The following is a 12,461-nucleotide window of genomic DNA, read 5'->3' as shown; positions in this document are numbered from 1 at the left end:
AACAGAACCATGGCAAAAAGAGATTATTACGATATATTAGGTATTAGTAAAGGTGCTAGTGCTGCTGAAATAAAAAAAGCTTACCGAAAAAAGGCCATTGAATATCACCCCGATAAAAACCCCGACAACAAAGAAGCTGAAGCTAAATTTAAAGAAGCAGCCGAAGCTTACGAGGTTTTAAGTGACGAAAATAAAAAAGCCCGTTACGACCAATATGGTCACCAAGCCTTTGAAAATGGCGGAGGCTTTGGTGGAGGTGGCATGAATATGGATGACATATTCAGCCAGTTTGGAGATATTTTTGGCGGTGGCGGTTTTGGCGGCGGCTTTTCTGGTTTTGGCGGTGGCGGTGGCCAACGTCGTGTTAAAGGAAGCAATTTGCGTATTCGCGTAAAGCTTACTTTAGAAGAAATTGCTAATGGTGTAGAGAAAAAAATAAAAGTAAAGCGTAAAGTTCAAGCACCAGGAACTACATATAAAACTTGTTCTACCTGCCATGGTTCTGGACAAGTAACCCGTATTGCAAATACTATTCTAGGTAGAATGCAGACATCGGCACCATGTAATGTGTGTGGCGGTGCTGGTCAAATTATTGATAAAAAACCTGCCGATGCCGATGCGCAAGGGTTGAAAGTTTCGGAAGAAACCGTGTCTATCAAAATACCTGCGGGTGTGGTAGATGGGATGCAGCTTAAAGTATCTGGAAAAGGTAACGAAGCACCAGGAAATGGTATTTCGGGAGATATAATAGTGGTTATAGAAGAAGAAGAACACGAAAAACTACAACGTGAAGGTGATAATTTACATTACGATTTGTATGTAAGTTATCCAGATGCTGTTTTAGGAACTTCAAAAGAGATCGATACCGTAACAGGAAAAGTGCGTATAAAAGTTGAAGCCGGTGTTCAATCTGGTAAAATTTTACGCTTACGCGGAAAAGGAATCCCTAGCATTAATGGTTATGGCAAAGGTGATTTATTAGTGCATGTTAATGTTTGGACACCAAAAACCTTAAGCAAACAGCAACGTGAGTTTTTTGAAGCTATGCAGAATGATGAACATTTTGTGCCTAAACCAGATAGTACCGATAAATCTTTTTTTGAAAAAGTAAAAGATATGTTTTCATAATAGGAACTCGTTTAAACTTTTTTATTGATGCAAAGGGACCATTTTTCAGTCAATTGTGAAAAGTTTAAATGAGTTCTATAAGTGATAAAAAAATAATTCAAGCAATCGATTATCTTTTTTAAAGTTCTGGTATAGTTTTCATGATTTTTAGAAAAAAAAACATATATTTGGTTATCACTAATTTGTTTTAGTGATAATTTTTCTTTTTCATAGCAATTTTTTTCCCATCCTTAATCTTTTTTAAGGGTGGGTTTTGTTTTTGTAAGTACTTGTCATCTGGCGCGGAGTCGAAGGGTTTTAGTTATATCTATTTCAAAAAAATCACAAATTATAGCTAAAGCATTAAGCTCAATGCTTTAACATTTAATATCTTTACAAACTACAAGTCAATTTAAAATCACGAATGAGTAACTTATTAGAAGTTAACCAGGTTTCTAAAAACTTTGGAGACTTTAAAGCCCTTAACAATGTATCTATTTTAGTACCTAAAGGCAGTATTTTTGGGTTGTTAGGACCCAACGGTGCAGGAAAAACAACTTTAATACGCATTATTAATCAAATTACCATGCCAGATTCTGGTGCGGTACATCTAGATGGTGAATTGCTTAACGTAACTCATATAAAAGATATTGGATACTTGCCAGAAGAACGAGGTTTGTATAAAACCATGAAAGTGGGAGAGCAAGCCCTTTATTTGGCGCAATTAAAAGGATTGAGTAAAGCTGAAGCAAAAGAGCGCTTAAAATATTGGTTCGAGCGTTTGGAAATTGGTGATTGGTGGAACAAGAAAATCCAGGAGCTATCAAAAGGGATGGCACAAAAAATACAGTTTGTTGTAACAGTATTGCATCAGCCAAAACTATTGATTTTTGATGAGCCTTTTTCGGGTTTCGATCCTATTAACGCGAATTTGATTAAGGACGAAATTTTACGTTTGCGTGAAGACGGTGCGACAGTTATTTTTTCTACACATCGTATGGAATCGGTTGAGGAATTGTGCGACGATATTGCGCTCATTCACAAATCAAATAAAATACTCGACGGAAAATTGATTGATATTAAGCGTCAATATAAAATAAACACGTTTGAAGTAGGTGTAAACACAACTGATAATGACACTTTAAAAACCGAATTATCACAAAGATTTGATGTCTCTTTAGCCAATTTTAAAACCTTGGAAGATGATTTGAAACTTAATATCAAACTTAATACAGGTGATACCCCAAATGATTTATTGAGTTTTTTAACATCAAAAGGCGACGTATCCCATTTTGTGGAATTGATACCAAGTGTAAACGATATTTTTATTCAAACCGTAAAGAATAGTAAATAAAATGAACCATTTGCCACTTATAATTAAGCGTGAATACTTAACGAAAGTTAAAAACAAATCGTTTATAGTAATGACAGTTTTGAGTCCGCTTATAATCATAGCACTTATATCGGTAGTTACTTATTTATCACAGTTAAATAACGATAAAGTTCGTGTTATTACTGTTTTGGACGAATCGGGGTATGTTAAAAACATCTTTGAGGATACCGAACGAACAACCTATCATGTTTTAGAAAACATGTCGCTTACAGATGCTAAAAAATTGGCTGCAGAAACGGGATCGGTCGGTTTGTTGCATATAGATAAGCCAAGCTCATTTGACGATGTTTCAAATCATATTAAGTTTTACTCAGAAGAATCACCACCACTTTCTTTAATTTCAGATTTAGAAAGCAAATTAGAACATAAACTTACCGATATAAAGCTTCAAGAAAATGGTGTAGATGTGGCCATGATCAATGCTTCCAAAGTATATGTTAACATTGGCCAAGAAAGTTTTGCTGGTGAAAAAACATCTAAAATAGACAGTGTGATGAAACTCGCTTTTGGTGGCGCAGCGGGATATTTATTGTTTATGTTCATCATTATTTATGGCAATATGATTATGCGTAGTGTGATAGAAGAGAAAACCAGTAGAATCATTGAGGTTATTATTTCATCAGTAAAACCAATACAACTCATGTTAGGGAAGATTATAGGTACTTCGTTAGCAGGGATTACACAATTTGTTATATGGCTTGTTCTTGGCGGGGTATTGTTAAGTATTGTATCCTTTCTGTTTGGCGTAAACATACAAACACCACAGCAAGACATGATGCAGCAAGCGATGGCAAATCCAGAATTAAATATGCAGGTTCAAGATGTCATAAATGCGTTTTATAACCTCCCTTTAACTAATTTAATAATAGCGTTTATACTCTTCTTTATAAGTGGCTATTTATTATATAGCTCGTTATATGCCGCTATTGGTGCTGCGGTTGATAATGAAACCGATACCCAACAGTTTATGTTGCCCATAATTATGCCGTTAATTTTAGCGGTTTATATTGGCATTTTTACGGTTGTAGAAGATCCTCATGGAACAGTTTCGGTTGTGTTTTCGTTTATACCATTCACATCACCGGTCGTTATGCTTATGCGTATTCCGTTTGGAGTGCCTTTATGGCAGCAGTTGGTGTCGCTTTTGATATTAATTGCTACCTTTATGTTTACAGTTTGGTTTGCTGCAAAAATTTACCGAGTTGGTATTTTAATGTACGGTAAAAAGCCAACTTATAAAGAGTTGATAAAATGGATTAAATATTAAGAATGACTCAGGAATTAAAAAAGATAGAAGCCGTAGTTACCGAAAGTTCGTTTTGGAATGAAATAAAAACATTCCTTAATAAGCATTTTGATTTTAGCGAAAGTATCAGTATTTCAGTAAAAGATATTTTAATAATTATAACTGTTATTTTTATTACAACTTTTATTTTAAGAATTGTTTTAAGAATAATAACACGAAAATTGCCAGAGGACGACAAAGGCAAATTTAATGTGGTTTTTGGATATTTTAGATGGCTGATTTATTTGCTTATTTTACTTATGACCTTGCATGCTGTAGGTGTAGATGTTACGGCCATTTTTGCAGCATCTGCAGCACTAATGATAGGTATTGGTTTAGCATTACAAACGTTGTTTCAAGATATTATTTCTGGAGTATTCATTTTAGTAGACCAAACAGTGCATGTAGGTGATATTATTGAAATAGAAGGGAAAATAGGACGGGTTGAAGAGATAAAATTAAGAACGACAAGAGCCGTAACGATAGATAATAAAGTATTGATAATCCCTAACCATTTGTATCTAGAAAATAGTCTTTATAATTGGACACAGAATGGCTCCGATACTAGAGAGCATGTAGAAGTTGGGGTTGCTTATGGCAGCGATGTGCAATTGGTAAAGAAGTTGTTAATTGAAGCAGCAACTACAAACAAAGACGTTTTATATAAAGATGATATTGCTGTACGGTTTACTAATTTTGGTGATAGTTCTCTAGATTTTAAAGTTATTTTCACCATAAGTGATAGCTTTAATGCTAATGCCATAAGGAGTGACGTGAGGTTTGAAATAGACAGACTATTTAGAGAAAATAATGTTAGTATTCCATTTCCTCAACGTGATATTCATATCATTCAAAAACCCGATCAAAGCGTTAGTCTGAGATTAGACCAATCGGAATTTAATACCAATTTAAGTAAAGATTAAAATAGTTACAAAAATTAAAAATATACATGCGTAGATGTCTCTTATCTAAATTCTAATATCTAAAATCTAAAAAAGAAAAATGCCAAAAATATTAATTATAGAAGACGAAGCTGCCATAAGACGTGTGCTTGTTAAAATTCTTTCAGAAGAAAACGAATCGTACCAAGTTGAAGAAGCCGAAGATGGATTAGCAGGTTTAGAGAAAATTAAAAATGACGATTTCGATTTGATTCTTTGTGATATCAAAATGCCAAAAGTGGATGGTGTTGAGGTTTTAGAAGCTACAAAAAAAATAAAACCAGAAATACCTATTGTGATGATTTCCGGTCATGGCGATTTAGATACTGCTGTTAATACCATGCGCTTAGGCGCGTTTGATTATATATCAAAACCACCTGATTTAAACAGGTTACTTAACACCGTTAGAAATGCGTTGGATAGAAAAGAACTGGTTGTTGAAAATAAATTGCTTAAAAAGAAAGTTAGTAAAAATTTTGAAATGATTGGAGAAAGTGCCGCGATTTCCCATATAAAAGACATCATTGAAAAAGTAGCCCAAACCGATGCCCGTGTGCTTATTACGGGGCCTAATGGAACAGGGAAAGAGTTGGTAGCGCATTGGTTGCACCAAAAAAGTGAACGTGCCAATGGACCAATGATTGAGGTGAACTGTGCCGCCATACCAAGCGAACTTATTGAAAGCGAATTGTTTGGTCATGTAAAAGGCGCTTTTACAAGTGCTGTAAAGGATAGAGCGGGAAAATTTGAAGCAGCAAACGGTGGTACTATTTTTTTAGATGAAATAGGAGATATGAGCTTGTCTGCCCAAGCCAAAGTATTACGAGCGTTACAAGAAAGCCGTATACAACGCGTAGGTAGTGATAAGGATATAAAAGTGAATGTTCGAGTGGTTGCAGCTACTAATAAAGATTTAAAAAAGGAAATTTCCGAAGGCAGATTTCGTGAAGATTTATACCACCGACTAGCTGTCATTTTAATACAAGTACCGCCATTAAATGATAGGCGTGATGATATTCCATTGTTGGTGAATTATTTCGCAGAAAAAATTGCAGGAGAACAAGGTACGAGCAAAAAAGTGTTTTCAGATAAAGCTGTAAAGTTACTTCAAGATTACGATTGGACAGGTAATATCCGTGAACTTCGTAATGTCGTAGAGCGTTTAACTATTTTAGGCGGTGCCGAAGTAAGTGAAACCGATGTGAAATTATTTGCATCGAAATAATAAAGCTAAAAAGAAAGCTACGGTAAAAAAGATGCTAAAAAGTTTAGTTTTATATTAAACTTGTCGAAATATTTTAACTTATTGATAATCAATATCGGTTTCAACAAGCTGACAAATTAAATTCAAAGGACTTTTTAGGTTCTTGAAATTTTTACCGCAAATTCGCAGATTACCTAAAATGTTAAAAATTTGCGAATCTGCGGTAAAATTTCACGGATTAATTTAACAAACTAACCTTACAGATTAGTCTGCAAACAAAACTATGGACTTCAAGTCCATAGGAGAGTGGTTTATTTAGTTTATTTTGATAAGATTTAGTTTTTCTAAATAAGTCATATTTATATCTTTTGTAATATTTAAATAGTATGCTTTTATAGCTTCTATATTTTCAGAAAGTAAATCGGTATCATTTTTATCGTAAGAGGGTAATTCGGAAGTGCTACCATAAGTTTTCAAAACTTTATTACAGGTTGAAATATTTAGGTTGAGTGCTGCCTTATGTTCTTTTATGAGCATTTCTTTTTGCAATTGAAGTTCTTTGTTTTTTTGAGCATCCAGTTTTTTTAGTATTTCTTCCTCTTTTAATTTAAGTGCCAATCTTTGTTGCTCTAGCTTCTCTTTTTCTTGTTGCAAAGCATCCAAATCGTTGCCAACTTTTTCGGTAGTAGATGCAATGGATTCTACATGCTTAGGAATCGTGCATTTGTTCAATTCAGTAATCGAATTTTGAGTAATTTCTTTAGCTTTTTTTACAAAGTAACGACCATCTTCATAAGTAGTTGCCTTTTCAACTTTTTCAATAAGCTCCATGGCATTGAAAGCTAATTCGAATGCTGTATCACACCCGCATTTTTTTAAGTTAATTTTGGCATCTCCAAAAGATTTTAAAGACTTGTCTGCATAATATTTTAAATGTTGGATATTATTGGATTCGTAGGCATCTTTAACGTTTGAATAAGCATAAATGAGGTTGGAATCAGCATCGGTACACGCAGAACTTTGTCCTTGAAACTCAGAATAAATAATAAAAAGTAGGAAAAATAAGTAAATTTTTTTCATGGTAATTAGGTGAATTAATAAGTAGGTTCGACGAAAATAATAAATTTTACCGAATAGATGTATTTATTAAAGCATTTATTCTTTTAGTATATTTATAAAAATATTTAAAACGCCATCGATTTTATGAAAAATTTTTCACCCGAAGATTTCAAGGTAACTTCAAAAATATCCTTAAAAAATAGCCCAACAAAACTAGTAATTGATAAAGCAGATGACCAATTAGAAGACCTTAGAAAAGAGTTAGGGAAACTTCAGGATACGATGTATGCCCATAGTAAATATGCCGTATTGGTTTGTTTACAAGGTATGGATACTTCAGGTAAAGATAGTTTAATACGAGAGGTGTTTAAAGAGTTTAATGTAAGAGGTGTGGTGGTACATAGTTTTAAAGTACCTACAGAATTAGAGCTAAATCATGATTATTTATGGAGGCATTATATAGCGCTTCCTGCACGAGGAAAGTTTGGTGTTTTTAATAGAACGCACTACGAAAATGTGCTGGTAACTAGAGTACACCCTGAATATATTTTAGGTGAAAACATTCCCACTGTTAATACGGTACAAGATATTGATGATGCTTTTTGGGATGCCCGTTTTGAACAAATAAATAATTTTGAAAAGCACATAGCCAACAATGGTACAATTATTTTTAAGTTCTTTTTAAACCTTTCAAAAGACGAACAAAAGTACAGGTTACTTCGTCGCTTAGATAAACAAGAGAAAAACTGGAAATTTTCTCCAGATGATTTAAAAGAACGCAAACTGTGGAACAACTACCAAGCCTGTTATGAAGATGCCATTAACAGAACATCAAAACCGCATGCGCCTTGGTACACCATTCCTGCAGATGATAAAGATTCCGCACGCTATATGGTGGCTAAAATTATATATGACACCTTAAAAAAATATACCGATATACAAGAGCCTGAATTGGATGATAAAATAAAAGTAAATATGGCTTTATATAGAAAAGAATTAGAAAAAGAATAAATTCTACAAAGTGCATTAAATATTTTTTATGATTTTATTTAGACAAAACACTTTCAATAAATACTATTTTTAGCCTTAAATTAAATAACGTATGATAAGAACTTTTACAATGCTATGCTGTTTTTTTATTTTAATAGGAACTGCCCAAACTGATGAGGCCATTATAAAAAACATATATCAAACGTCTTTAACCAATGGTAAAAGTTACGATTGGTTAAACCATTTGTCAAATCAAATTGGGAGTCGTTTATCGGGCTCTTTAGGTGCCGAAAGAGCTGTGGCATACACAAAAGAGGAGCTTGAAAAATTAGGATTAAATAAAGTTTGGTTACAACCCGTTATGGTACCAAGATGGGTTCGTGGCGCCAAGGAATATGCCTATATAGAAACAGCACCGGGAAAAACAAACACGGTAAATATTTGTGCTTTAGGCGGTTCGGTCGCTACACCAGCACTTGGTATAAAAGCAAATGTTGTTGAAGTTAAAAATTTTGAAGAATTAGAAGCACTTGGGAAAACCAACATAGAAGGCAAAGTAGTATTTTATAATCGACCGATGCAGGCTAATTTAATTAGTGCCTTCGATGCGTACGGAGGTTGTGTAAACCAGCGTTACCAAGGAGCGGTAGAAGCAGCAAAATATGGCGCTATTGGCGTTATTGTAAGATCGATGAATTTACGTTTAGATAATTTACCCCATACAGGAAGCATGACTTACGACGATTTGCCTATTGAAAAAAGAATACCGGCAGCCGCAATAAGTACAAGCGATGCTGAAATATTAAGCACTATGCTGCAACTTGATAAAAACATCAAAATATATTTTAAACAAAATTGTAAGCAATTGACAGATGTGCAATCTTATAATGTCATTGGAGAAATAACAGGAAGCCAATTTCCAAACGAATATATAACAGTTGGAGGCCATTTAGATTCCTGGGATTTAGGCGATGGTTCGCACGATGATGGGGCGGGAGTCGTACAGTCTATGGACGTATTGCGTTTGCTAAAAGAAAGTGGCATTACACCAAAACGCAGTATTCGTGTCGTATTATTTATGAATGAAGAAAATGGACTTCGTGGTGCTAATAAATATGCCGAAGAAGCCAAACAAAAAGGTGAAAACCATGTATTTGCTTTAGAAAGTGATGCAGGAGGATTTACACCCCGGGGGTTTAGTTTCGATTGTAGCGATGCCAATTTCAATCAAGTATTGAGTTGGCAATACCTATTTAAACCCTATTTGATACATTATTTTGAAAAGGGTGGCAGTGACGCCGATGTGGGGCCTCTTAAAACCGAAAAAAATGTGTTGGCAGGACTACGACCCGATTCGCAACGTTATTTCGATCACCATCATGCTAGTAACGATACATTTGACGCCGTTAATAAACGTGAGTTGGAATTAGGTGCCGCCACTATGGCATCGTTAGTGTATTTGTTTGATAAATATGGCTTGAAATAATTAGCAATTAACAATTAGCAATTAACAATTAGCAATTAGCAATTAGCAATTCAAAAATGAACCCAAAACCCAGAAGTTAGAAAGTTAGACTGTTAGACAGCCCTTTTGCGATTAACGATTGATGATTGACCTTAAACCCAGAACCTTAAACCCGGAACTTTGAACCCGGAACTTTGAACCCAGAACCCATTAACAATGAAACAATTTATATTCATATTTATTTTAGCAAGTTCAGTGGTTATGATGGCTCAAACAGATGGGAAATTACCATATTATGAAATTCCCGAATGCAATGAAGCACCATACACAGCAAATTCAGTAGCTGCTAGAATGATAGACGGCTTAGGCTTTAGGTATTATTGGGCTACTGAAAGTTTAAGAGATGAAGATTTAAACTTTAAACCAAGTGAGACGGGACGAGCAACTATAGAAACCATCGCCCATATTTACGGGTTGTCTAAATTTATTAGAAATAGTGTTTTAAATGACAATAAAGACACTAATAAGTCAGAACTCGTTTTTGAAGATATGCGTAAACAAACATTGTTAAATTTAAAAGTGGTGTCTGAGGTTTTGTATAATACAGATGTGCCTTTTCAATTAGAAAATACCGAAGTACCATTTTGGAATATTATTAGCGGACCCATTTCAGATGCGTTGTGGCATTGTGGGCAGGTGGTACTATTGCGTCGTTCTTCAGGAAATCCGTTTAATTCTAAAGTCAACTTGTTTAGCGGTAGAGTTGATGAATGACTTTTTATAAATAACTTAACCACCACTTATCTTTATTAGTAGCTTTATAAACCATGTACTTTTTACTAGGAAAATAAAGAAGTATAATGACCCCAGCCCATACCATATAAACGACCATTAAGGAATATCCATAATTTATAAGGTTGGCATTTTGAAATGCTTCAGCGGTAAGAATCATGTCTTGCCAATTTCCATCAAAAATTAAAATTCCTATAATTGCTAATACGTGAATGACAAAAACATGTAGGAAGTAATAAAACAATGGCACGCGTCCAAATACTAAAAAGAAGTCTGTAAATTTATTTTTTACCGTTTCAATACCGTATAAAAATAATAGTGCGGGTCCTAAAGTTATGAGTAAATATGAAAGTGATGGTGGGTATTTGCTAACATTAAAGAATGATAAAATGGTTTTAGTGGAGGTATCCTGTATAGTCCACGGCACCAAATCGCCATATACATTACTGCCTCTAATAATAAAGAACAGAGTTATTGCAGTTAATCCCATGATTAGTAGCCATTTTTTTCTAATTGATGCACTGAAGTTTTTTACATAAAAAAGACCAAAACTATAGCCTAAAATTATGACTCCAACCCAAGGCAATATAGGATAGTATATCCCTATAAGTCTATTAGAATCGGTGGTGATTTGGCTTCCTTGGTGTAAAATGTACCATAGAACAGCCCCTATCCTTTCACCTTTAAGTAAAATAGTGTCTAATAAATTGTGGCCAAGTATTATGGTAAAACCAATAGCTATTAAAACTTGTTTTGGAAGAAAAATTAAGAAGGATAGAATGACCATGCTCAATCCAATAGCCCAAATAACTTGAAGTACCACAAAGCCATAGTTAATATCGAACCACCAGATAAAATTATTAACGGCTATTTCTAAAAATACAAGCCAAATACCACGGGTTAATAAAAATTTAAAGAGTTCTGGTTTCGTTTTTTTACTCCCATATAAAAATGCCGATGTACCTGCTAAAAACACAAAAACCGGCGCACAATAATGCGTAATAAACCTAGTAAAAAACAAGAAAGGTGTGGTGGTTTCTAAGTTTGTAGGATCGGAAAAAAACGAACCATAATGAAAATAATCCCTAACATGGTCTAATGCCATAATAACCATTACGATACCTCTTAAAATGTCTATAGATTCTATACGGTTGGTTTTTAATGGCATCGTGAATATTTGCTATTTTACAGCGTCATTAAGTTGTTTGGTGTCCACATATTGCTGAAATGCTGTTATTTTTCCATCTTTTAAAGTCCATAAATGAGCTGCTTGGGTGTTATACGGTTTTCCTGTTTTTTTTACCTTGCCATCATATCTTAAAGTTGCCAGCACCTGGTTATTGGACATGTCATGTAGTATAATATCTGTCAGTTTAAAATAGTTGTGATCTTCACCTATACGTGTAAAAATACCATTTAAAATGGCATCAGTTCCTATATAAGGGTTACCATCGGCATAGGCATTGCCTTCGGCTTCGTTCCAAACAATTTTTGCATCCATAAAACTTAAAACAGTTGGAATATCACCTGTGCCAAATGCTTTATAGAGATTATCAATAATGCCCATGTTTTCTGGATCTGATACGATGCCTAATTGTTGCATGAATACAGTGTTATCCATAAAATCTTGTTCTTGGGCAATTTTACCATCTTTCATTTTAACTAAAGTAACCCCGTCAATATTTACCACATTTCCGGTGGCTGGTATTCCAAAAAAATCGCCTGTATGTGTCCCTTTAAAGTTCCAATGTTTAACAATATTGTCATCTTGTCCAAATACATTGACCACGGTAAATTTAATATTAGAAAATCCAGTGACAAAATTTTGGTAATAGGCTTTAACCCCTTCTATACCAACAATATTTTCAGGACTCATGATGAGTGTAATGTTATCGGTAAAATTAGTATTGTTAATTTGGTCTAGGTCGCCATTGTTAATAACAGCATCCCAAGTACTGGTATACATTTTAATGTTTTTTTCAAGTTTGGAATTGTTACATGATAACAAGCCCAGTGCGATGATTAAAAGTAATAAAGAAACTGGATTTTTCATAACGGTTGGTTTTACGGGTTATTTTAAATTGTTGTATGCGAGTGTTTTGTTTGAAATTTTTAATAATGTGGAATGAGATTTGGGTAGAAAAATAAAATACATAGTACTATCTATAAGTGGTACTTTGATTTGTTTAAAGAACTGGAAAGACGGATTTTTCATAAAGCCTTTT

The 12,461-nt window shown here is 34.1% G+C and carries 11 protein-coding genes; 8 read left to right on the top strand and 3 right to left on the bottom strand.

What is annotated here, in order from left to right:
• The first annotated feature begins 9 nt into the window (after positions 1 to 9).
• The 5 genes from dnaJ (at position 10) to ACGLWY_RS00295 (ending at position 5,951) form a co-directional block, all read left to right on the top strand.
• Positions 10 to 1,128: a molecular chaperone DnaJ gene (gene dnaJ, locus ACGLWY_RS00315; RefSeq protein ID WP_396617698.1), complete on the top strand. Its 1,119-nt coding sequence runs from the start codon at positions 10 to 12 to the stop codon at positions 1,126 to 1,128.
• A gap of 403 nt (positions 1,129 to 1,531) precedes the next feature.
• Positions 1,532 to 2,461, top strand: a complete 930-nt coding sequence (locus tag ACGLWY_RS00310; protein ID WP_396617697.1) for an ABC transporter ATP-binding protein — start codon at positions 1,532 to 1,534, stop codon at positions 2,459 to 2,461.
• A gap of 1 nt (position 2,462) precedes the next feature.
• Complete coding sequence (locus ACGLWY_RS00305; RefSeq protein ID WP_396617696.1) at positions 2,463 to 3,767, top strand: ABC transporter permease; 1,305 nt, start codon at positions 2,463 to 2,465, stop codon at positions 3,765 to 3,767.
• Positions 3,768 to 3,769: 2 nt separating this feature from the next.
• Positions 3,770 to 4,708 carry a mechanosensitive ion channel family protein gene (locus tag ACGLWY_RS00300; RefSeq protein WP_396617695.1) on the top strand — a complete coding sequence of 313 codons (939 nt, stop codon included), beginning with the start codon at positions 3,770 to 3,772 and terminating at the stop codon, positions 4,706 to 4,708.
• Positions 4,709 to 4,787: 79 nt separating this feature from the next.
• Complete coding sequence (locus ACGLWY_RS00295; protein WP_396617694.1) at positions 4,788 to 5,951, top strand: sigma-54-dependent transcriptional regulator; 1,164 nt, start codon at positions 4,788 to 4,790, stop codon at positions 5,949 to 5,951.
• A 294-nt stretch (positions 5,952 to 6,245) separates the two neighbouring features.
• Here the strand turns inward: ACGLWY_RS00295 and ACGLWY_RS00290 are convergent, their stop codons facing one another.
• Positions 6,246 to 7,010 (bottom strand): hypothetical protein, encoded by a 765-nt coding sequence (locus ACGLWY_RS00290; protein ID WP_396617693.1) that lies wholly within the window; start codon positions 7,008 to 7,010, stop codon positions 6,246 to 6,248.
• Between the two features lie 123 nt (positions 7,011 to 7,133).
• On the opposite strand from ACGLWY_RS00290, the gene ACGLWY_RS00285 reads away from it, so the two are divergent.
• From ACGLWY_RS00285 to ACGLWY_RS00275, 3 genes are all read left to right on the top strand, one after another.
• A complete protein-coding gene (locus tag ACGLWY_RS00285; protein WP_396617692.1) occupies positions 7,134 to 8,000 on the top strand; it encodes a PPK2 family polyphosphate kinase in 867 nt (288 codons plus the stop codon).
• Between the two features lie 91 nt (positions 8,001 to 8,091).
• The gene (locus ACGLWY_RS00280) at positions 8,092 to 9,465 is read left to right on the top strand and encodes a M20/M25/M40 family metallo-hydrolase (protein ID WP_396617691.1); all 1,374 of its coding nucleotides are present in this window, start codon (positions 8,092 to 8,094) and stop codon (positions 9,463 to 9,465) included.
• 195 nt (positions 9,466 to 9,660) lie between these two features.
• Entirely contained in the window at positions 9,661 to 10,218 is a 558-nt protein-coding gene (locus tag ACGLWY_RS00275; protein WP_396617690.1) for a hypothetical protein, read from the top strand.
• 4 nt (positions 10,219 to 10,222) lie between these two features.
• Here the strand turns inward: ACGLWY_RS00275 and ACGLWY_RS00270 are convergent, their stop codons facing one another.
• Both ACGLWY_RS00270 and ACGLWY_RS00265 read right to left on the bottom strand, forming a co-directional pair.
• Positions 10,223 to 11,404 (bottom strand): DUF1624 domain-containing protein, encoded by a 1,182-nt coding sequence (locus tag ACGLWY_RS00270; RefSeq protein WP_396617689.1) that lies wholly within the window; start codon positions 11,402 to 11,404, stop codon positions 10,223 to 10,225.
• A gap of 12 nt (positions 11,405 to 11,416) precedes the next feature.
• Positions 11,417 to 12,289 (bottom strand): ester cyclase, encoded by an 873-nt coding sequence (locus ACGLWY_RS00265; RefSeq protein ID WP_396617688.1) that lies wholly within the window; start codon positions 12,287 to 12,289, stop codon positions 11,417 to 11,419.
• Positions 12,290 to 12,461: the final 172 nt, after the last annotated feature.

Source organism: Mariniflexile sp. HMF6888 (genome assembly GCF_044335535.1).
Classification (GTDB): Bacteria; Bacteroidota; Bacteroidia; order Flavobacteriales; family Flavobacteriaceae; genus Mariniflexile.
Note: the sequence above shows the minus strand (reverse complement) of the source record. Positions and strands in the feature narration are given on the sequence as shown.